Origin of the sequence: Asanoa hainanensis (assembly GCF_900188485.1) — a bacterium.
Taxonomy (GTDB): Bacteria; Actinomycetota; Actinomycetes; order Mycobacteriales; family Micromonosporaceae; genus Asanoa; species Asanoa hainanensis.
On record NZ_FZPH01000005.1, the window covers coordinates 117,358 to 138,003 of the forward strand.

General features: G+C 70.8%; 16 protein-coding genes and 3 pseudogenes. 13 read left to right on the forward strand and 6 right to left on the reverse strand.

What is annotated here, in order from left to right:
- Window positions 1-8: 8 nt before the first annotated feature.
- The 4 genes and pseudogenes from CHC05_RS14535 to CHC05_RS14550 all read left to right on the forward strand — a co-directional run.
- Complete coding sequence (locus CHC05_RS14535; RefSeq protein WP_089248918.1) at window positions 9-884, forward strand: RNA polymerase sigma-70 factor; 876 nt, start codon at window positions 9-11, stop codon at window positions 882-884.
- Between the two features lie 254 nt (window positions 885-1,138).
- Window positions 1,139-3,583, forward strand: a complete 2,445-nt coding sequence (locus tag CHC05_RS14540; protein WP_089248920.1) for a M14 family metallopeptidase — start codon at window positions 1,139-1,141, stop codon at window positions 3,581-3,583.
- A gap of 95 nt (window positions 3,584-3,678) precedes the next feature.
- Entirely contained in the window at window positions 3,679-4,047 is a 369-nt protein-coding gene (locus CHC05_RS41455; protein ID WP_089248922.1) for a hypothetical protein, read from the forward strand.
- Window positions 4,048-4,118: 71 nt separating this feature from the next.
- Window positions 4,119-5,597, forward strand: a pseudogene (locus CHC05_RS14550) (alcohol dehydrogenase catalytic domain-containing protein); the annotation flags it as partial.
- 141 nt (window positions 5,598-5,738) lie between these two features.
- On the opposite strand, the gene CHC05_RS42470 reads toward CHC05_RS14550, so the two are convergent.
- Together CHC05_RS42470 and CHC05_RS14560 are read right to left on the reverse strand one after the other, a co-directional pair.
- Window positions 5,739-6,428 carry an MIP/aquaporin family protein gene (locus CHC05_RS42470; RefSeq protein ID WP_089248926.1) on the reverse strand — a complete coding sequence of 230 codons (690 nt, stop codon included), beginning with the start codon at window positions 6,426-6,428 and terminating at the stop codon, window positions 5,739-5,741.
- Window positions 6,429-6,485: 57 nt separating this feature from the next.
- Window positions 6,486-7,418: pseudogene (locus tag CHC05_RS14560) on the reverse strand (RNA polymerase subunit sigma-70); the annotation flags it as partial.
- A gap of 33 nt (window positions 7,419-7,451) precedes the next feature.
- Here CHC05_RS14560 and CHC05_RS14565 point away from each other — a divergent pair.
- Together CHC05_RS14565 and CHC05_RS14570 are read left to right on the forward strand one after the other, a co-directional pair.
- Window positions 7,452-7,841 carry a nuclear transport factor 2 family protein gene (locus tag CHC05_RS14565; protein ID WP_089248930.1) on the forward strand — a complete coding sequence of 130 codons (390 nt, stop codon included), beginning with the start codon at window positions 7,452-7,454 and terminating at the stop codon, window positions 7,839-7,841.
- 5 nt (window positions 7,842-7,846) lie between these two features.
- Window positions 7,847-8,143 (forward strand): antibiotic biosynthesis monooxygenase family protein, encoded by a 297-nt coding sequence (locus CHC05_RS14570; RefSeq protein ID WP_089248932.1) that lies wholly within the window; start codon window positions 7,847-7,849, stop codon window positions 8,141-8,143.
- Window positions 8,144-8,200: 57 nt separating this feature from the next.
- On the opposite strand, the gene CHC05_RS14575 is transcribed toward CHC05_RS14570, so the two are convergent.
- Window positions 8,201-9,217 (reverse strand): LacI family DNA-binding transcriptional regulator, encoded by a 1,017-nt coding sequence (locus tag CHC05_RS14575; protein ID WP_089248934.1) that lies wholly within the window; start codon window positions 9,215-9,217, stop codon window positions 8,201-8,203.
- A gap of 136 nt (window positions 9,218-9,353) precedes the next feature.
- Here CHC05_RS14575 and CHC05_RS14580 point away from each other — a divergent pair, with 136 nt between their 5' ends.
- The 6 genes from CHC05_RS14580 to CHC05_RS14605 are packed head-to-tail and all read left to right on the forward strand — an operon-like array spanning window position 9,354 to window position 15,721.
- Window positions 9,354-10,661 (forward strand): extracellular solute-binding protein, encoded by a 1,308-nt coding sequence (locus CHC05_RS14580; protein WP_179266188.1) that lies wholly within the window; start codon window positions 9,354-9,356, stop codon window positions 10,659-10,661.
- Window positions 10,662-10,676: 15 nt separating this feature from the next.
- A complete protein-coding gene (locus tag CHC05_RS14585) occupies window positions 10,677-11,633 on the forward strand; it encodes a carbohydrate ABC transporter permease (protein WP_089248938.1) in 957 nt (318 codons plus the stop codon).
- Window positions 11,630-12,460, forward strand: coding sequence for a carbohydrate ABC transporter permease (locus tag CHC05_RS14590; RefSeq protein ID WP_089248940.1), 831 nt, complete (start codon window positions 11,630-11,632; stop codon window positions 12,458-12,460). Before CHC05_RS14585 ends, CHC05_RS14590 begins: the two co-directional genes overlap by 4 nt.
- Window positions 12,461-12,472: 12 nt before the next feature.
- Window positions 12,473-13,717, forward strand: a complete 1,245-nt coding sequence (locus CHC05_RS14595; protein ID WP_089248942.1) for an ABC transporter ATP-binding protein — start codon at window positions 12,473-12,475, stop codon at window positions 13,715-13,717.
- Window positions 13,714-15,249 carry a glycoside hydrolase family 13 protein gene (locus CHC05_RS14600; RefSeq protein ID WP_089248944.1) on the forward strand — a complete coding sequence of 512 codons (1,536 nt, stop codon included), beginning with the start codon at window positions 13,714-13,716 and terminating at the stop codon, window positions 15,247-15,249. Before CHC05_RS14595 ends, CHC05_RS14600 begins: the two co-directional genes overlap by 4 nt.
- A gap of 10 nt (window positions 15,250-15,259) precedes the next feature.
- A complete protein-coding gene (locus CHC05_RS14605; protein WP_144022595.1) occupies window positions 15,260-15,721 on the forward strand; it encodes a hypothetical protein in 462 nt (153 codons plus the stop codon).
- Here CHC05_RS14605 and CHC05_RS14610 read toward each other — a convergent pair.
- From CHC05_RS14610 to CHC05_RS14620, 3 genes and pseudogenes are all read right to left on the reverse strand, one after another.
- Window positions 15,718-16,020, reverse strand: coding sequence for a hypothetical protein (locus CHC05_RS14610; protein ID WP_089248948.1), 303 nt, complete (start codon window positions 16,018-16,020; stop codon window positions 15,718-15,720). The two genes, CHC05_RS14605 and CHC05_RS14610, sit on opposite strands and share 4 nt — an antisense overlap.
- A gap of 59 nt (window positions 16,021-16,079) precedes the next feature.
- Window positions 16,080-16,202 (reverse strand): annotated as a pseudogene (locus CHC05_RS14615) (SigE family RNA polymerase sigma factor); the annotation flags it as partial.
- Window positions 16,203-16,314: 112 nt separating this feature from the next.
- On the reverse strand, window positions 16,315-19,167 hold the full coding sequence (locus tag CHC05_RS14620) for a hypothetical protein (protein ID WP_089248950.1): 2,853 nt from the start codon (window positions 19,165-19,167) through the stop codon (window positions 16,315-16,317).
- Between the two features lie 120 nt (window positions 19,168-19,287).
- On the opposite strand from CHC05_RS14620, the gene CHC05_RS14625 reads away from it, so the two are divergent.
- Window positions 19,288-20,613: a hypothetical protein gene (locus tag CHC05_RS14625; protein ID WP_089248952.1), complete on the forward strand. Its 1,326-nt coding sequence runs from the start codon at window positions 19,288-19,290 to the stop codon at window positions 20,611-20,613.
- Window positions 20,614-20,646: the final 33 nt, after the last annotated feature.

Sequence of the window (20,646 nt, forward strand, 5' to 3'; positions counted from 1 at the left end):
GGGTGCGGATGAGTGACCCGGCCACCGATGCCTTCGTCGCGCACCGGAACCTGCTGTTCACCGTCGCCTACGAGATCCTCGGATCCGCGGCCGACGCGGAGGACGTAGTGCAGGAGACCTGGCTCCGCTGGGTCAAGGTCGATCTGGATCAGGTACGCGACCAGCGCGCGTACCTGATCCGGATCACCACCCGCCAGTCGCTCAACCGCATCCGCACCATGAAGAGGCGCCGGGAGGCGTACGTCGGTTCGTGGCTGCCCGAGCCGCTGCACACCGCCGCGTCCGACGACGTCGAGCTCTCCGAGAGCCTGTCGATGGCGATGATGCTCGTCCTGGAGACGTTGTCACCGACCGAGCGCGCGGTCTTCGTGCTGCGCGAGGTGTTCGAGGTCAGCTACGACGAGATCGCGGAGGCGGTCGACAAGAGCCCGACGACGGTACGCCAGATCGCCCACCGCGCCCGGCGCCACGTCGACGCCCGCCGCCCCCGCGCCAAGGTGTCACCGGTGGAGCGCCGCGCGGCCCTGGAGGCGTTCCAGCACGCGGTCGAGACCAACGACCTGCAGGCGCTGATGGCCGTGCTCGCCCCGAACGTGGTCGTGGTCAGCGACGGCGGCGGCATCAAGATCGCCGCACCGCGCCCGGTCGTGGGAGCCGAGAAGGCGATCCGGTTCTTCGTGGGCAGCATGCGCAAGGTCGGCGGCACGCTCACCACCGAGCTGACGGTCATCAACGGCAACCCGGCGCTGCTGTTCCGTGTGGACGGCGAGCTCGACGGAGTGGCGGCCCTTGGCATCGAGAACGGCCGCGTCACCGACATCTGGTACGTCCGCAACCCGGAAAAGCTCACGCGCGTCGAGTCCCCGACCCCGCTCAGCCGCTGAGCCGGGACGCTCGGACCGACCAGCTCCGTCGGGGGCGTTTCTGGCGCGTGAACAGGGCGCTCGGGCAGCTCAAGTAATACTCAAGATCCGTCGTGCGTGGTCGTCGCAGCGAGAGATACACATACGCTGATCGGACCCAGCTCGCTCGCGGCCAGCCCCGATCCTTTGTGTCGAGGCGACTTTGTCGTACCTGGACGGTGCCGCGGTGAGGTCCTTCTTCGACCCCCCACCACGTGCAGAAAGAAGGAGGAAGTATGCGACGCAGACGACTGCGGATCGCACTTCTCGCCCTGCCCGCCCTGCTGGCGAGCAGCGTCCTTTACGCATCACCGTCCGCCGGTGCGGATACGACCGCGGCAGGGCAGGCCCAGGACGAGGCGCGCCTGGTCAAGATCGAGCTGTCCGGCGCGGCGCTGCTCGACAAGGTCAACGATGCCGGGTTCGACATCGAGCACGGCCTGAAGCGGGTGCCCAACGGCATCGAGGGTGAGGCCTTCGCGACCCCCGCGGACGTCGCCAAGCTCGAGGCGATGGGTGTCAAGATCCTCGCAGACAACGAAGGCTTCGAGTGGCCTGAAGTCGCCGACGGTGGAATAGCGGCAGCCGCGGCCGCGCGGTCCGTCCAGACCCTCAACCACGCGGAGACCGTCCGGGTCGTACGCGCCGACTGGTTCACCACCAAGGGCCAGGGCTTCCTGTACGTCGAGGCCCGCACCACCGAAGGCGCCCAGGCCGACCCGGTCGTCGGCATGCAGCTCGAGAACGACTCGGGCCGGGGCACCAACTGGGGCTTCCCCCGCACGATGAGCCGGTTCATCGACTCCGGCGAGTACATGTTCCACCGGAACCTGTTCAAGCTGGACGCCCGTCCGCACGAGATCCGGGTGACCAGCTCGACCGGCGGCGTCGCCATCGGCAAGGTCTCCGACTGGCTCGAGGACGCTCCTCCGCCGCTGACGGACCGCCCGGGCTACCAGTCCAACTTCATCGACGGCTACAAGCACCCGCAGCAGCTGTACGCCCGTGCGGAGGAGATCGCCCAGCAGTACCCGGACATCGCCGACATCATCTACCTGCCCAACCGGACCAACGGCTACCAGCGCAAGGCGCAGGCCACGATCGGTGGCACCGGGCAGTCGGCGGTCGTCGCGAGCTCGGCCGCGTGGGGTCACCTGGGCGGCAACGACATCACCGTCGAGTTCGTCGACCGGCCCGGTGCGGACCTGCCGCTCGGGGTCGAGGTGACCGGCAAGGCCATCCGCGTCCTGCTCGCCAAGGACGCCGCCGGGGCACTGGCCAGCACGGCCGCGCAGGTGTCGACGGCGCTGGAGACCCAGTCGCAGGGCCTCGTCGACCGGGCCCACCCGTACCGCACCAACGCGGGCACCGGCATCGTCGCCGCGACGGCCAGCCCGGTGCGGCTGACCGACTCCCTCGACCAGAAGCGCGTCGGCGCGCCCGCGGGCGAGGTGCCGCGCGGTCCGAAGACGATCCCGGTCCTGCGGATCGGCAAGAACCGCGACGGCAGCAAGCCCGGCGTCCTGATCCAGGCGCAGGACCACGCCCGTGAGTGGGTGCCGGCGACGGCCTCGCTGGAGGCGGCCGAGCGGCTGGTCCGCAACTACCGGACCGACCAGGAGACGAAGAAGATCGTCAACAACACCGACGTCTTCTTCATCCTCTCCAACAACCCGGACGGGGCGAACTACAGCTTCTACAACTTCGCCTCGCAGCGGAAGAACATGACCAACCACTGCCCGGACGCGGACGCCGACCCCGGTCGCCGCGACTCGTGGGGTGTCGACCTCAACCGCAACTACCGGGTCGGGTCGGGCTTCGACGGCTACGACGGCGCGTCGGCGAGCTGCACGAGCGGCACCTACCAGGGTCCGGCGGAGCTGTCCGAGCCGGAGTCGAAGAACATCATCTGGCTGGTCGAGAAGTACCAGAACATCAAGTTCATGATGTCGGTGCACTCCAACGGCGGCCAGCTGTTCTGGCAGCCGGGCGCCTACATCGCGGACGGCCGCATCACGACGCCGCGCCCGCCGCTGGGCGACGAGGCGTTCTACTGGCAGTCGGCCGGTCGCATCCTGTCGCAGGTGAAGGCGTACCGCGAGACGGTTGTCACCCCGGAGAACGTCGGCGGCTCGTCGGACGTGCTCTACTCGTCGGCCGGCAACGTGCGTGAGGACCTCTACCACACGTACGGCATCTTCGCGTTCGGTTGGGAGGTCGGCGGCTCGGTCTACAACCCGGCCACCGGCAACTGGCAGGGCGGCTCGTTCCAGCCGGTCTGGGAGGGCGACCCGAACCTGGTGAGCGGCCACTCCGAGACGATGGAGTACGCCAACGGCCTCATGGAGATGTTCCGGGTGGCCGCGGACTGGGGCAAGGACAAGAAGGACCCGAAGTCCACGCTCGTCCCGAACGGTGGCCGGTTCACGCGTCCGGTCGACGTGCACTTCGAGACGAACGAGCCCGCGACGATCTACTACACGACCGACGGCAGCCGGCCCACGCTCGAGTCGCCCCGCTACGAGGCGACGGAGTTCCGCGAGCCGGGCCAGATCTTCCACGTGACCGAGACGACCACGTTCCACTGGTTCTCGGTCGACGCCGCCGGCAACGTCGAGGGCAACTACGACCCCGACAAGAACGGCAAGAACTACCGCAAGGCCACGATCACGATCCGCTAAGAGCACCCGCGGTACGAACAGCCGCCGCCAGGACCGCCCATGGTCCTGGCGGCGGTGCCGTTTCCACCGGGGCCGCTCCCGGGAAGGATCAGCGCATGTCCGACGACCTGCAGGAGTTCGCGCGGCAACTGATGCGCGCGGTTCGCGACGAGGCGATCCAGAGTTGCGACAACGCCCTCACCACCGGCCCACGTACCGCCGTCGGAAGGCGCTGGTTCGACGCGACGGACGCGGCCGGCCGGGACGCGATCCGCATGGCGATCCCGGACATCGTGGACGAGGTGATCTTCCATTTCCTGAACCGCGGAATCGACCAGGGCGCGCTGCCGCTGAGCCTTCGCACGTCCGACGGCAGCGTGGTCGATCTGGCCGCCCTCGACGACGACGGGCTCGGCGGCTGGTTCATGACGGACTGGCGCCAGAGGTATTCGGACGAACGTTTCTCGGACGACTTCTCCGAATAGCGTGGAACACGTTCGAACGCAATTTTCCGAGGTCCGGGGCCCCGATCGTCCGGATCAACTACCGTCCGCGCATGGGGGATCTTCTCGATGACTACCGCAAGGTGGCTGGTGGGCTGCCCACGGACCACCGGGTGTGGCGGCTGGCCGGTCCAGGACTGGCTGATCTGGAGGGGCCGGTCAGCGAGCCGCTGCCCGTGCCCGGGCGCGACGAGTTGCTCGTGCGGCACGACGCCGTCGGCTTGAGTGTGTCCGATGCCAAGATCGCGCGGCTTGGGCTCGACCATCCGCGGGTACGCGAGTTCCCGGTCGTCCCCGGGCACGAGGTGAGCCTCACGGTGGCGTTCGTCGGTCCCGAGCTGCGCGACAGCTACGCGCCCGGCGACCGGTTCGTCGTCCAGGGCAACATGACCCTGGGCGGGGTCCCCCGTGGCTACGGGTTCGACCTGCCCGGCGGCCTCGCCCAGTACGCCGTGCTCGGGCCGGAGATGCTGCCCTTCCTCGTGCCCGTCCGGTCGAGAACCGGCTACGCCGAGGCCGCGCTGGCGGAGCCGTGGGCCTGCGTGGAGGCGTCCTACGCCGTCACGTACCGCACCACCTGGCGCGCGGGCGGCACCGTGTGGCTGACCGGTGACGGCGCCGGGATGGAGCTCGGCGAGGCGGCCGGCTGGCACCCGCGCCGGGTGCACCTCGACGTCCGCGACACGACCTTCGCGGGACGGGTGCGCGCCTGGGCGCACGGCGCCGGTGTGGAGGTCGTCGTCGGGGCGCCGCTGGACGCCGTTGACGATGTCGTCGTGCTCGGCCCCGAGCCCGAGCGGATCGAGGACGCCCTCGAAGCGCTCCTGCCGCACGGCACCTGCGCGCTCGTGACCGCCGCGCCGCTCCCCCGGCCGGTGCGGGTCGACGTGGGGCGGCTGCACTACGACGGCCTGGCTCTCTTCGGCACCGCGCAGAGCGACCTCGCGACGGCGTACGCGCCGATCCGCACCGAGCTTCTCCCCGGCGGACGCCTCTGGGTCCTCGGTGCCGGCGGCCCGATGGGTCGGATGCACATGCGGCGCGCGCTCCAGCGGGACGGGCGACCCACGAGCATCGTGGCGACCGACCGCAGCGGGCGGGCGGCGCGGGGGTTCGGCCGGATCGCGCCGGACGTGCTCTCGTTCCTGTCGGAGCGCGAGTGCGGCGACGCCGAGACGTTCGCGAAGAAGCTGAACGACGCGACGGGCGGCCTCGGATTCGACGACATCGTGGTGACGGCTCCGGCCGCGACGGCGGTCGAGACCGCGTTCGAGCACCTCGCCAACGGCGGAGTGATCAACCTGTTCGCCGGGCTCCCCCGCGGCACGCGCTGCGCGTGGGACCTGACGGCGGTCGCGCACCGCGGCGTACGCGCCATCGGGACGAGCGGGTCGTCGGTCGCTGATCTGTGCCAGGCCCGCGACCGCATCGAGAGCGGCGCGGTCCAGCCGAACCGGTCGGTGGCCGCGATCGGCGGGCTGGACGCGGCGCCCGACGCACTGCGGGCGGTCGCCGAGGGGCGGTTCGGCGGCAAGGTGGTCATCTTTCCGAACCTGCGCGGGTCGGTGCCGCTGACCGCGCTGACCGAGCTTCGCGGCGTGCTGCCCGAGGTCGGTGACCGCCTGGACCGCATCCACTGGACCCAGGCCGCCGAGGAGGAGCTGCTCCGGGGCTCAACCTCGGGCGTGCGAGCCGAGCGTCCCCATGGCGGCGTCGATGCCGCTGCGCCCGCCGCCGCGGCCGCGCAGCACGTGGGCGAAGCCGACCGCGACGGCGCCGCCCGCTACCGGCCCGACGACGTACGCCCACCAGGACGTCCAGTGGGTGAGCACCAGTTCGGGCCCGAGTGAGCGGGCCGGGTTCATCGACGCACCGCTGACCGGCGCTCCCCAGAGGCCGGCCAGCGCGATGTAGCTGCCGACGCCGATGGCGGCCAGCGGGCCGATCTGCTGGGCGCCGGACGCCGTGCCGAGGATGACGCTCACCAGCCCGGTGGTCAGCACCAGTTCCCAGATCATCGCCGTCGTCGTGGAGATGCCGGGGCCGGGCAGGGTGAGGCCTGCGGTGCCGTGCTTGCCGATCAGCGCCCACAACAGCAGCGTGGCGAGCACGGCACCGACGAACTGCGCGGCGATGTACGCGGGGACGCGCTTCCACGGGAAGTCGCCGCGCAGTGCGAACGCCACGCTGACCGCCGGGTTCAGGTGTGCGCCGGAGACCGTACCCATGAACAGGATGACGGCGCTGACCATCAGCGCCGGCGCGACGACCCGGGCGGCGGCGGGCACGGCGTCGCCGCCGAAGCGGGCGTTGACCATGCCGCCGCCGACCGCCACGAGCACGAGGAAGAACGTCCCGAGCACCTCCGAGAAGAGCCGGCGCCCCTCGTACCGGTCGTTCCAGAAGTCGAACTGGCTGGCTCAGATGTCGTGCAGGAACAAGGTCATCCCGTGTACGCGGTCGCCGGCGGGCGTGAGCACGATCAGCCCGCCGGGTCGTTCGTAAGCATCGCCAACGAGTCGCGACACGAACGCGGGCTGCCCGTTCATGCGAGCCGGATCCAGTCGGACGCGGAGCCCCTGGCCGGCCCGCCAGGCGGCGCTGGCGCGCAGGAACGCGGCGATCGCCGCTGGGCCGTGGTACTCGTGCGGTGCCGGCGGCATCGCCAGCCAGGCCTCGTCGGTGAGCAGGCTGACGACGGTGTCGATGTCGTCGGCGGCGAACGCTTCGGCGAACCGGTCGACCAGCCGGCGCTCCTGTGTGGACCCTGGGCCGGGCGGCGCCTCGCCGGCCGGGTCGCGGTGTCGCTCGATCGCGCCGCGCGCCCGCTGGAGCAGGCCTTTGACGGCGGTCGGTGTCGTGTCGAGCATCGGTGCGACCGCCGCGAGCGGATAGCCCAGCACGTCGCACAGCACCAACACCGCCGCCTGCCGCGGCGTGAGCCGCTGCAACGCCGAGACGAACGCGAGCCCGATCGCCTCTCGGCCGGTGTAGCGCGCCTCGGGACCGGGGTCGGTGTCCGGGAGCAGGTCGTCCGGATACGGCTGCAGCCAGGTCACCTGACCGCGCCGGCTCGGCTCGGGCGGCTCGAACGGCGGCCGCGGCTCGGCCGGGATCCGCCGGCCGCGGTCCCGGAGCGCGTTGACGCAGCGGTTCGTGGCGATCCGGTAGAGCCAGGACCGCACGGACGCGCGCCCCTCGAACGCGTCCAGGCCGCGCCAGGCCGCCAGCAACGTCTCCTGGAGCACGTCTTCGGCGTCCGTCACCGAGCCCAGGAGGCGGTAGCAGTGCACCAACAGCTCGCGCCGGTGCGTCGCCACCAGCTCGTCGAACGTGACCTGCGTCACAGCCGTTCCGTTCTCCGGGTCGTCGGTGTCGTTACGGGCATGACCAGTTCACCATTGCAGATCGCCCTGTCCCACCACCGCGCGTGGACCAGCAAGGACCTGGCCGCGGCGATGGCCTACGTCGCGGACGACGTCGTGCTCGACGCCCCGGCCGGGCGGCTCACGGGCATCGAGGCGTACCGCCAGTTCCTGCGGCCGTTCGCCGAGCAGTTCCTCGTCCGCGCGGAGCTGATCGCCGCCTTCGGGGACGAGACGACGGCCCTGATCATGTACGACACGGAGACGATCCCGGCCGCGAGCGCACCGGCGGCCGAATGCGTCACGATCCGCGCCGGAAAGATCGTCCACAACCGGTTCGTCTTCGACCGGCTGCCGTTCGAGGAGTTCCGGCGCCGCCAGGCCGCGGGCGAAGCGCCCCGACTACCGTGAGACGCATGGCAGTAGTGAAGATCAACGCGATCGAGGTCCCCGAGGGCGCCGGCCCTGAGCTGGAGCGCCGGTTCGCCGCCCGCCTGCACGCGGTGGAGAACCAGCCGGGCTTCCTCGGCTTCGAGCTGCTGCGCCCGGTGTCGGGCGAGACCCGCTACTTCGTCTACACGAAGTGGGACAGCGAGGAGTCCTTCCAGGCGTGGGCCAACGGCCCGGCCAAGGAGGCTCACGCGGGCGCCCGATCCAAGCCGGTCGCCTCCGGCTCGACCCTGCTGGAGTTCGAGGTGGTCCAGAACGCCTGACCGCCCGCCAGGATCGCGAGCGCGACGGGCGGCGGAGGCGGCCGCGGCGCCGCGAGCTCAAACCCGCGGCGGCGCGGTGGAGCCTCGTACGACCAGGTGGGTCGGCACCGTCACGCCACCGCCTCCTGGCTCTCCCGCCAGCAGCGACAGCAGCAGGCGGCCCGCGAGTCGGCCCTGGTCGTGCACCGGCTGGGCGATCGTGGTGAGGTCGGCCAGCTCGGCCATCGGGTGGTCGTCGATGCCGATCACCGACATGTCCTCCGGGATCCGCAGGCCGGCGCGCCGCAGCGTGCGGATGGCGCCCAAGGCCACCTCGTCCGAGTGGGCGTAGACGGCGGTCGGCGGGTCGCGCAGGCTCAGCAGCCGTGACATCGCGTCGGCACCGCTCAGGCCTCCCCACGGGACGGTGACCACCAGGTCGGGGTCGGCGGGCAGGCCGGCCTCGGCCAGCGCCGCCGTGTAAGCGAGGGTGCGCCCCGGGGTCGCCGGCCAGCCGGGCTCCGCCGGGTCGACCGCGGCGATCATGCCGATCCGGCGGTGCCGCAGGAACAGCAGGTGGTCGACGGCCTGCCGGCCGGCGGACAGGTCGTCGATGGCGACGTACGGGTAGTTCTCGACCTGGCCGCCGGCCGCGACGATGTGGACGCCCATGAGCTCCAGCCGGTCGCGCTCTTCGTCGCGGATCGGCATGCCGACCACGACCACGGCGTCGACCTTGCGCCGCGCCGGCAGCCGCTGGAAGAAGTCCCGCCGGTCCGTGGCGTCGCCGACGTGGTAGAGCAGCACGTCGAGGCCGGCGTCCCGGAGCACCCACTCCAGGCCCTCCAGCAGCGTCGCGAAGAACCAGCGTGCGATGTGCGGCACGACCACCGCGACCCGGCCCGTGACGCCGCCGGCCAGGCGGGACGCCTCCGGAGAGATCACATAGGACAGCTGCTCCGCGGCGGCCAGGACGCGCGCGCGGGTCTGCGACGCCACGTGCGGGTGGTTGCTCAGGGCGCGTGACGCGGTGGCCATCGAGACGCCGGCGCGCCGGGCGACATCGGCCATGTTGACTTTCTCGGGCGAAGCCACGGCGCTCAGCGTAACAAAGGATTGGAAGCGTTTCCGAGCACGCAAACACTGCGCAAAGCGACCATTGACATGAGACGCAGATCACATTGAGGCTGATATCCGCAAGCGGTTCCAGACCCATAGAAGGGACGGCACCGTGGTCAGACAACGACCGCACCGGCGGTTGACCGGCTCCGCTCTCGTCCTGTTCACCGCGGCCACGGCCCTGACGGGATGCGGCGGGGGTGAGGGCGGCGCGACCTCGCTGACCTACTACATCGCCGACGCGGCCCAGGAAGACGTGGCCGCGCGCTGCTCGACCGAGTCCGGCGGGGCATACACCTTCAACATCCAGCGGCTGCCGAACAACGCGGCCGGCGGCCGGGAGCAGTTGCTGCGCCGGCTGGCCGCGGAGGACCGCTCGATGGACATCGTGAGCGTCGACCCGCCGTTCATGGCGGAGTTCGCCAACGCCGGCTTCCTGCGCGCGTTCACCGGCCCCGAGCGGCAGGAGTTCTCCGACGGGGTGCTCGACGGCCCGCTCAAGCAGTCGACGTTCCGCGACACGCTCTACTCGGCGCCGCTCTACGGCAACACCCAGCTCCTCTGGTACCGCAAGTCCGTCCTCCAGAAGGCCGGCGTCGACCCGTCCACCGGCCCGGTCACCTGGGACCAGCTCATCGAGGGCGCGACCCGCGCCGGCGTCACCGTGGCCGCGCAGGGACGCCGCAACGAGAGCCTGATGGTGTGGGTCAACGCGCTGGTCGCGTCGGCCGGCGGTTCGATACTTCAACAGGGCTCCGAGAACGTGCCGGCCAACGAGGTCAAGGCCGGGCTCGACAGTGCAGCCGGCGCGGCGGCCGCCCGGATCATGCACGAGCTGGCCGTCTCGCCGGCGGCACCCGCCGGTTTCAGCACGGCCGGCGAGGAGGACTCCCGCGCCGCGTTCCAGGCCGGCAACGGCGGGTTCATGGTCAACTGGCCGTACGTCTGGGCCGCCATGGACGCCGGCATCGAAGAGGGCTCGCTGCCCGCGAACTTCAAGGACGACGTCGGCTGGGCCGCCTATCCCCGGGTGGACGCCGGCACCGAGAGCGCGTCCCCGTCCGGTGGGCTCGGCCTGTCGATCAGCGCGTTCAGCCGCAAGCAGGACCTCGCCGTCGAGGCCATCCGGTGCCTGGCCAACGAGCAGAGCCAGAAGGAGTTCATGATCTCGGCGGGCAACCCGGCCGCTCTCGGGTCGGTCTTCGACGACCCGGAGATCCGCGACAAGTTCCCGATGGCCGACCAGATCCGCACCGGCCTCGACGCGGCGACGCCGCGACCCGTCAGCCCGTACTACGGCGACGTGACCGGCGCGATCCAGACAGCCTTCCACCCGCCGGACTCGCTCTCCCCCGAGACCACGCCGCGCGCGGCGAACGACCTTCTGGAAGCCGTCCTGTCCAACGAGAGACTGATCTAGGAGCTAGGAGCGGCCATGAGCACGACCATTCCCGCCGCACCGCCGAGCGCGCCGACCAGAACCCGCCCGCAGCGCCGCCGGGCCCCCGTCACCGACCGCGCCCGGAAGGAGCGGAACCTCGGCTGGCTGCTGGCCGGCCCGGCGTTCATCGCGATGGTCGCGGTCACCGGATACCCGATCCTCAACGCGATCTGGCTGTCGCTGTTCGACTACCGCCTGACCGATCCGGCGGGGCGCGACTTCGTCGGTCTCGGCAACTACGCCACGATCCTGACCGACGGGCTGTTCTGGAAGCAGTTCGGCGTCACGTCGCTGATCACCGTGGTGACCGTTTCGGCCGAGCTCGTGCTCGGCTTCGCGCTCGCGATGGTCATGCACCGCGCGCTCTACCTGCGCACGGCGCTGCGCACCGCGATCCTCGTGCCGTACGGCATCATCACGGTCGTCTCCGCGTACGCCTGGGCCTATGGATTCAGCAACACGTACGGCTTCGTCAACGGCCTGTTCGGCCTCGGTGACTACGACTGGTTCGGCGGCACCTGGTCCGCCCTGTTCACGGTCTGCGTCGCCGAGATCTGGAAGACCACGCCGTTCATGTCGCTGCTGCTGCTGGCCGGCCTGGCGCAGATCCCGGACGACTACCTCGAGGCGGCGAAGGTCGACGGCGCCACGGCCTGGCAGCGCGTCAAACGGGTGATCCTGCCCAACATGAAGGCCGCCATCATGGTGGCGCTGCTGTTCCGCACGCTCGACGCGTTCCGGATCTTCGACAGCATCTTCATCATGACGGCCGGCGCGCAGGGCACCGAGACCCTGTCGTTCCTGGCCTACCGGCAGACGATCAGCCGCGTGATGGTCGGCCTCGGCTCGGCGGTCAGCGTGATCCTGGCGATTCTCGTCGTCCTCATCGCGGTGATGTTCGTGAGGGTCTTCCGGACCGACCTGTCGCAGCAGAGGGGTGACCGCAAGTGAAGACCAGCCGCAGGACCCAGGTGTTCTGGATCGTCGGCGCGATCCTCATCATCGCGTACGCCATCATCCCGGTGCTCTGGATCGTCTCGCTCTCGTTCAAGGAGGGCGACGACATCACCAACAAGTCGTTCCTGCCGACGGTGTGGAGCTGGGAGAACTACCGCACGGTCTTCGCCTCCGACCTGTTCACCACGGCGTTGCGCAACTCGATCGGCATGTCGCTGATCGCCACGACGATCTCGGTGGTCCTGGCCACCCTGGCCGCGTACGCCATCTCGCGGTTGAACTTCCCGGGCAAGCGGCTGGTGCTCGGCGTCGCATTGGCGATCACCGTCTTCCCGGTCATCGCGATCGCCACCCCGCTGTTCAACCTGTGGCGCACCATCGGGCTCTACGACACCTGGCTCGGCCTGATCATCCCCTACCTGTCGTACTCGTTGCCGCTGTCGGTCTACGTCCTGGCCGCGTTCTTCCGCGAGATCCCGTGGGAGATGGAGCAGGCCGCCCAGGTCGACGGCGCCACCGCCTGGCAGGCGTTCCGGCGGGTCATCGTGCCGCTGGCCGCACCGGGCGTGTTCACCGCGGCGATCCTGACCTTCTTCGCCGTCTGGAACGACTTCGTCTTCGGCATCACCCTGACCTCCAGCGAGGCCGCCCGGCCCGTACCCGCCGCGCTCGCCTTCTTCCAGGGTGCTTCGCAGTTCTCGCAGCCGACCGCGCCCATCGCGGCCGCCGCCGTGGTCGTCACCATCCCGGTGGTCGTGCTCGTGCTGCTGTTCCAACGGAAGATCGTCGCCGGTCTCACCAACGGCGCCGTCAAGGGCTGAAAGGAACTCGGCATGGCAGCCATCGAGATGCGCAACATCGTCAAGGAGTACGGCGACGGCTTCAAGGCGGTCAACGACGTCAGCCTCGACATCGCGGACGGCGAGTTCATGATCCTGGTCGGGCCCTCCGGCTGCGGCAAGTCGACCCTGCTCCGCATGATCGTCGGCCTGGAGGACATCACCTCGGGCGACATGGTGATCGGCGGCAACCGGGTCAACGAGAAGGCGCCGCGCGACCGGAACCTGTCGATGGTGTTCCAGAACTACGCGCTCTATCCGCACCTGACCGTGTTCGAGAACATCGCGTTCCCCCTGCGGCTGCAGAAGCGCATCGCGGAGGACGAGGTCCAGCGCCGGGTGAAGGAGGCGGCCGCGATGCTCGAGCTCAACGAGCACCTCGACCGCAAGCCGGCCAACCTCTCCGGCGGCCAGCGTCAGCGGGTGGCGATGGGCCGCGCGATCGTCCGGCACGTCGACGCGTTCCTGTTCGACGAGCCACTGTCCAACCTGGACGCGAAGCTGCGCGGGCAGATGCGCACCGAGATCTCCCGGATGCAGCGCAGGCTCGGCACCACCACGGTGTACGTGACGCACGACCAGACGGAGGCGATGACCCTCGGCGACCGGGTCGCCGTGCTGCGCCGGGGCTTCCTCCAGCAGGTCGCCTCCCCGCGCGAGCTCTACGAGCAGCCGGTCAACATGTTCGTGGCCGGGTTCATCGGCTCGCCGCCGATGAACTTCCTGCCCGCCGTCGTCGCCGGTTCACGGTTGCAACTGCCGTTCCTGGAGCTCGACCTGCCGGCCGGCGTGACCGGCAAGGTCGCCGACGGGCAGCTGCTGATCGCCGGCATGCGGCCGGACCACTTCGAGGACGCCCGCCTGCTCGACCCCGCCAAGCGCGCGAAGGGCGAGGTGTTCCGGGCGCGGGTCGACGTCACCGAGTGGCTGGGCGACTCGCAGTACGCGTACATCCCGTTCGAGGCCAACGCGGAGGTCGCCAAGCAGCTCGCCGACCTGGCCGCCGAGCTCGACAGCGAGGCCCTGCGCAGCCAGCTCATCGTGAAGATCGACGCGATGAGCCGGCTCCGCGAGAACCACGAGGGCGAGTTCTGGGCCGACACGAGCCGGATGCACCTGTTCGACCCGCGCACCGGTGAGAACCTCACGCGCGACGAGGCCGCCGCGGCCGACCTCGCGCGGCTGGAGCAGGACGACTTCCGGGACCGGATAGACGCGCCGGATGCGGCCGCACGGTGACCCCTTGGTGGCGCCATGCGGTGATCTACCAGGTCTACGTGTGGAGCTTCGCCGACTCCGACGGCGACGGGATCGGTGACCTCGAGGGCGTCCGGTCCCGCCTGCCGTACCTGCGCGAGCTCGGCGTCGACGCGGTGTGGCTCAACCCGTTCTATCCGTCGCCGCAGGCCGACAACGGCTACGACGTGGCCGACTACCGCGACGTCGACCCCCGGTTCGGGACGCTGGCCGACGCGGACGCGCTGATCCGCGACGCGCACGCGCTCGGCCTGCGGATCGTCGTCGACCTCGTGCCGAACCACACGTCGTCGCAGCACCCGTGGTTCCGGGCGGCGCTCGCGGCGGCGCCCGGCGACCCGGCGCGCGCCCGCTACCTGTTCCGCGACGGGCACGGCGCCGGGCCACCCAACAACTGGACGAGCAACTTCGGCGGTCGCGCCTGGACGCGCGTGCCGGACGGCCAGTGGTACCTGCACCTGTTCGCGCCCGAGCAGCCCGACCTCGACTGGACGGCGCCCGAGGTGCGGGAGGAGTTCCACGACATCCTGCGGTTCTGGCTCGACCGCGGTGTCGACGGCTTCCGGATCGACGTCGCGCACGGCCTGGCGAAGGACCCGGCGATGCCGGACGTGAGCGAGTCCGAGGCGGTCCATCCACATTGGGACCTCGACGAGGTGCACGACGTCTACCGCGGCTGGCGCCGGATCGTCGACGCGTACCCGGGCGACCGGGTCTTCGTCGGCGAGATCTGGGTGCAGAGCGTCGAGCGGCTCGCGCTCTACCTGCGCCCCGACGAGCTGCACACGGCGTTCAACTTCGCCTTCCTGACGGCCCCGTTCGACGCGGCGGCGCTGCGAACGGCGGTCGACGACAGCATGCGGGCCCTCGACCAGGTGGGCGCCCCGCCGACCTGGGTGCTGTCCAACCATGACGTGGTCCGCCACGTCACCCGATACGGCGGCGGCGCCCTTGGCCTCCGGCGCGCCGGCGCCGCCGCCCTGCTCATGCTCGCGCTTCCCGGCAGCGCCTACCTCTACCAGGGCGAGGAGCTGGGCCTGCCGGAGGTCGAGGACCTGCCCGACGGCGTGCGCCGGGACCCGGTCTTCACCCGCACCGCCGGCGCCGAACCCGGGCGGGACGGCTGCCGGGTGCCGCTGCCGTGGTCGGGCGCGTCGGAGTCGCTGGGTTTCGGCCCGGGGCCGGCGAGCTGGCTTCCGCAGCCGCGGGCCTGGGAGGCCCTGACCGTTGCGCGGCAGACCGCCGACCCCGGGTCCATGCTGAGCCTCTACCGCTCCGCCCTGGCGCACCGCCGGAGCATCCCGGCCCTGGCGTCGGGCGACCTGACCTGGCTGCCCGCACCGGCGGACGTGCTCGCCTTCCGCCGCGGCACCGACTTCCTGTGCGTGGTCAACGTCGGCGACACCCCGGCCGTGGTGCCCACGTCGGCGTCGCCGCTCCTGTCGAGCGGCGTGCCGGCGGCCGACGGAACCCTGCCGGGAGCGACGGCCGCCTGGTACCTGGTCCGCGACTAGGGTCCGAGGCATGAGTCGTGTCTCCCCGAGGCTCGTGATCCTCTTCCTGCTGCTGCTGTCGGGTTGTACGCGGCAGGAGACCCCCTACTCGCCGGCCGAGCAGTGGACCCGCGACGGCGCTGCCGTGAGCAGCGACGTGATCTCCTCCCACAATGGCGACCGCCAATGCGACTGGGAGGCGGCCCGGTTCCTGCGGCTGTCGTTTCCTGTCTACTCGGCTCCGACCGGCCAGTCGAAGGTCGCCCAGTACGTTCGCGATCCCGAGGGCGTGCTCGATCGGGCCGACCTGCGCGACGCCTTCCAGAGCGCCGCGACGCTCCCGTCCGACGCGCGCTCCACCGGCTACCGGCGCGACGACACGGAGCTCTGGCTCGCCGACAGCGATCGGCACCGGGTGGCGTACCTGGTCAGGCAGGGGCCTCGACAGGTCGAGGCGTGGCCCCGGGTCGACCCGCCGATGGGCTGCGACTAAGGCACGGTGATCGGGATGATGGCCTCCGGACCGGTGATGGTGACCTGCCCGTCGAACGGCGGCACCTGCGAGATCGTCACGTAGTGGTTGCCGAGGTTGACCGGATCGTCGACCGGCACGGGCTTGCCCGCGGCGGCGAAGGTGAACGTCACCGAGGTGTCCGACCTCGCCTCCGGTCCGGCGACGGCACACACCAGCAATGTCTGATCGGGGCTCGGGCGGACGGCGCAGCCACCCCAGTCGTCGCCCGCCGGCCGGACCTGGCTCGGCAGGACGAGCAGAAGCTCCAGCAGGGCCACGTCGACGGTGCCAGCGTTCCGTACCGCGATCGTCAGTCGCCCGGTGAATCCGCCGCCTCGCGCCCCAGGGCGCTCTGGACGAGATCCTCGGCCAGGTGCTGATCGCCGGTGAGCAGATATGCCGACCGCAGCAGCGCCGGCGTCCGGGCCCGGACGAACGCTGTGAAGTCAGGAGCGTCCACGTCCGCCTTCTCTCGAAGCGACCATCGGGGTCACCTAATAGCCAAGACGAGCATCAGCCGGAAAGGTTGGGGCCCCCTGGCGTCCAGAACGCCAAGGGGCCCCCGGCGGTCGTCAGGTGCCGTTGAAGACGTAGATGTTGTAGCGGGTGGGATCGGTGGCGGTGCCGTCCGCCTTGTGGCCGGTCACCGACAGCACGTGCGTCTCGAAGTCCTGCGCCGGCGTCCAGGTGATCGACGCCCTCCCGTCGCTGTCGGCCGGCACGGACGTCGCCGGGCCGTCGTCGATCTGCCACGAGAAGGACACGATGCCGGGCATGCCGCCGCTGAACTCGAAGGTGCCGGTGACACCGGCGCCGCCGCCCCAGGTGTTGTTCGGATACTCGGCGCTCACGACGTAGGGCGCGGTGCCGACCGTGAACTCGTAGTCCGTCACCGGCGAGAGCTCGCCGCCCGCCGTGCGGCTCCGGACCTGCAGCGTGTTGGTGCCGTTGCGGTCGAACGGCACCGCCACCAGCGTCGACGTGCCCTCGGTGCTGGCCGGCAGCGTCTGCTCCGGGCCGTCGTTGACCCGGTAGAGATACTCGGTGACCTCGCCGAACAGCTGCGTGGAGAAGTAGAAGTATCCGGTCCAGCCGATCCCGACCCGCGACCAGTCGTACGGGCTGTAGACGCTGACCTTGTTGTCGCGCACGATGAACTGCGCGATCCGCTGGTCCGACTCGGTGCCGTCCGCACCCACGCTGGCGACCCGCACGTCTTCGCCGCCCCACGAGGCCGGCGTCCACGTGACCGTCGCGGTGCCGTCGGCACCGGCCGGGATCGTCTGCTCCTCGGCGCCGGGCACCGTGTAGCGGTACGAGGCGACGTTCGGCAGCCCCGGCCGGAAGGTGAGCGTCAGCGGCCGGCCGACGGTCGGACTGCCCTCGGGCGCGTACGTGACCACCGGACCGTTCCAGATGCCGAACGTGTACGTGGTGGCCGGCGAGCGCGTGCCGTCGGACAGCAGCGCCTGGACCACCACCGTGTTGTCACCGGAGTGCGTCGGGGTGACCGTGATGTTGGAGTACGTGGTGCCGTCGCTGGGCACGGTCTGCTCGGCGCCGCCCTCGAACCGGTAGACGAAACCGGTCAGGTTGGGCAACTGGCTGCCGAACTGGATGCCCAACGGAACGCCGACCCCGTCCCGGCGCGGCCAGATGGCCAGATCGCTGGCGTACGCGGTCGGACGGGTGTCGATGACGTTGAACATGTGGTTCGCGTCCAGCGACCGGGAGCCGTCGGATCCCACGGACCGCACGATCATCGAGTGCCAGCCGGGCGTCGCCGTCCACGTCAGCACGGCGGTGTCGTCAGCCGCCGCCGGAATGGTCTGCCACTCGTCGTCGAGGAAGTATTCGTAGGAGACGACGTCGCTGTTGTGCGGCGTGAACCGGAACGTGCCCTGCTTGCCCGCGATCGCGTCGGTGTCCAGGTTGAACTCCGCCGACTCGACGCCGGGAGCGTCGGTGACCCAGAGCTGCAGGGTCTCCTGCCCGATCAGCTTGCTCTTGGCGTAGGCCCGGACGGTCACCGCGACGTCGCCCGAGGCGGTAAAGGTGATCTCACCGGTCGCCTTGCCCTCGTCGGCCGGGAGGCGGACCTCCGCGGCGCCGGCGAGCTGGTAGCCGAACGCGGTGGTCTCGGGCTTCGCCGCGGTGAAGCTGATCAGGCTCGGCAGGCCGACGCCGTTGACGGCCACCTCGGCGTACGGCGCCGTCTGGTCAACCCGGAACTGGTAGTTCTTCTCGGGCCCGCGGTTGCCCGCCGCGTCGACGGACGCGACGTAGAGGTTGCTGTAGAACCGATTCGGGGTGTACTTCAGGATCGCCGAGCCACCCGGCCGCTTGGCCGCGACCTGCCCGGAGTGCCCGATGTCGTCGCGCCAGTTGAAGGCGACCACGTCTCGGTCGCCGTCGCCGTCGAAGCGGAACGTGCCCTCGATGCCGTTGCCACCGCCCGGGGTGTCGCCCTCGGGATAGGTCCGCGACGACACCTTCGGCGGGTTCGCCGGGGCGTGGTGGTCGAGCACGAGATAGCAGGTCGCGCTCCACGGACCCGCGTCGTACGAGTCGCGGGCCTGCGCCTGCCAGGCGAGGACCGTGCCGTGCGCGTACTGGGTCAGGTCGGGGCTGTTGTAGGCGTAGAACTCGCGCCGCTGGTCGGGGTGGCCCACCGGCCAGATCGCGTGCAGGACGGTCGGGCGGTCGCCCTCGTCCGCGTCCTGGGCGGTGGCCGTGAACACCGCGTTGCGCGAGGCCGGCAACGGCTTGGCCAGCGTGCCGCAGGGGCGGTCCGGATAGAGGCGGAGGTTCGTCACCGTGGGCGGATGGTTGGCGAACACGCCGATAACGGGCTGCTCGAAGGTGCGACCCGTCCGGGCGTCGGCCTCCTGCGCGGCGGTCACCCGGAACTCCAGGGTGAGGCTCTTCTCGTGCCGGCCCAGGGCGGCGTTGAGCGTGCTCACCAGGTCGAAGCCCAGGTAGCCCGGGCAGTAGATCGCGCCAGCCCCCCGGTCGGTGCTCAGGAGCTTCTCGAGCTCGGCCGGCGGGCGCCGCCAGCTCGTGTTGTCCCTGACCGGGCCCGTGCGCCACACCTCGATGGTCGTGGTGACGGAGCAGTCGGTGACCGTCAGCTCGTTGGTCGCCAGGAACGAGCTGTGGACGACCGTGCCCTTCAGCTTGGTCAGGTCGTAGGTGAAGTAGGAGCGGTAGGTGTGCGTGCGGCCGGCGCTGTCGCGGGACGTGCCGACCGGCGGCGGCACCGCCGCGTCGACGACCTTCCCGTTGGGATTGCGCGAGTCCAGATAGGCCCAGCTCGTCAGCGGCACGTAGGACGACTCGGCGGCCGAGGCCGGAGAGCCGGCCGCTACCAGAGTGGCGGTGACGGCGACGACCATGAGCGGTATCAGCGCCCTGAAGCGTTTCATGCGTGTTCCTCCCCCGTGCGGCGCCCCCGTAGACGCCAGCGCGCGTCATCGTATCGACGCGATGCCATGCCGCGCGGGTGCCGCAGGCGCCCGAACTGGCGCATGGGGTAGACCTTGGGCATGGAAAACGAGGGTGTGCGCAAAGGCCCGGACCGGCGCGGCTCGGCCGTGTTCGCCGGCGCGATCGGCGCCCTCGGCGGCGCGGCCCTGACGGCCGGTTGGGGCACCACCGCGATCGTCATCGGCACGGTGGTCGGCGCCGTGGCGCTCGCGGCCGTCGACGTGGTCGCCCGGACCCTGCAGAAGCCCGACGAGGTACCGGCGCTGTGGTCCCGCATCGTCGTGAGCGCCGCGCTGGTCGCACCGCTCGGTTGGCTGGTGGGACGGCTGACCGGGCTCGGCCCGATCGTCGTCGGCGTGCTCGCCGGGGCGCTCGTCGGACTGCTGGGAATCCGTCCGCACAAGGTCGTGCTCGGCCCGCTGCTCGGCGCCGGCGTCGGCTGGGCGCTGGGTGCGATCTGGGGCGGCGTGCCGGTCGCGGTGGTCGCCGCCGTCACGGTGGTCGTCTTCCGCGCCGCGTCGGCTCTGGTCTTCCGGGACGCCCAGGTGAGCCTGCTCGCCGAGGACGTCGATCCGGCGGACCTGCCGTTCGTCGTGCCGCTGGAGGCTCGCACCCGCTACGTCGGCACCGGCTACGTGCGCGAGTTGGCGACGGTCCTCGGCGGCGACTACCACCCCGCGACGCCCGACATCGGCATCGTCGCCAGCCTGGACGACCTGGCCGGCCCGGCGTTCGCGCCGGGCGAGGTGGATCCGCGGGTACGGGAGTTCTACGAGCACACGACCCGGTTCACCCTCGACATCGTGCCGGAGTGGCGGCTGTGGGTGCGTCCCGGCTACCTGCTCTACCGCACGCTGGTGGCGCGGCCGCTCGGCCAGGCCAACGTGCCGATGAACCAGCGCGAGACCCAACGCGGGATCCTCAGCCGGATCGACACGATCACGCGCCCCGAGGACGGGACGGTCCAGGTCCGGGGGTGGATCCGGTCGTTCGCGGACACCGACGAGCCGATCTACGTCGGCATCTACACGACCTATCGACACGAGGGCAGGGGGTACGTGAGTGTCGGCTTCCCGTTGCCCCAGGCCAGTTTCACGGCGACGCTGGAGCCCCGGCCCCGCGCCGACGGCGGGCTGACGTTGACCAGCCGCGGCCGGGGCGACCAGCCCGGCCACTACCTGACCTACGTCGACGCGGAAACCCGACGGTTGACAGCGTTGAGCGTGCACGGTTTCGCGGAGCGGCTCGACGTCTACGTCAACCCGGCCGGCGATCTGGTGGCGGAGCATGCCTTCAGCGTCTTCGGCCTGCCGTTCCTGGTGCTCCACTACCGCATGCACCGCAAACCCGCTGACGGATTTCCGGTTTCGGACGGGTCGCCGTAGGGGCCACACTCCAGGAAGGAGCGAGGAGGCCCC

What these genes read in the sequence shown, in the direction of transcription:
- CHC05_RS14540 (WP_089248920.1), top strand. Translation starts at nt 1,139, where the DNA reads ATGCGACGCAGACGACTGCGGATCGCACTTCTCGCCCTGCCCGCCCTG.
- CHC05_RS14620 (WP_089248950.1), bottom strand. Translation starts at nt 19,167, where the DNA reads ATGAAACGCTTCAGGGCGCTGATACCGCTCATGGTCGTCGCCGTCACC.
- CHC05_RS14570 (WP_089248932.1), top strand. Translation starts at nt 7,847, where the DNA reads ATGGCAGTAGTGAAGATCAACGCGATCGAGGTCCCCGAGGGCGCCGGC.
- CHC05_RS14595 (WP_089248942.1), top strand. Translation starts at nt 12,473, where the DNA reads ATGGCAGCCATCGAGATGCGCAACATCGTCAAGGAGTACGGCGACGGC.
- CHC05_RS14565 (WP_089248930.1), top strand. Translation starts at nt 7,452, where the DNA reads ATGACCAGTTCACCATTGCAGATCGCCCTGTCCCACCACCGCGCGTGG.
- CHC05_RS14605 (WP_144022595.1), top strand. Translation starts at nt 15,260, where the DNA reads ATGAGTCGTGTCTCCCCGAGGCTCGTGATCCTCTTCCTGCTGCTGCTG.
- CHC05_RS41455 (WP_089248922.1), top strand. Translation starts at nt 3,679, where the DNA reads ATGTCCGACGACCTGCAGGAGTTCGCGCGGCAACTGATGCGCGCGGTT.
- CHC05_RS14625 (WP_089248952.1), top strand. Translation starts at nt 19,288, where the DNA reads ATGGAAAACGAGGGTGTGCGCAAAGGCCCGGACCGGCGCGGCTCGGCC.
- CHC05_RS14535 (WP_089248918.1), top strand. Translation starts at nt 9, where the DNA reads ATGAGTGACCCGGCCACCGATGCCTTCGTCGCGCACCGGAACCTGCTG.
- CHC05_RS14585 (WP_089248938.1), top strand. Translation starts at nt 10,677, where the DNA reads ATGAGCACGACCATTCCCGCCGCACCGCCGAGCGCGCCGACCAGAACC.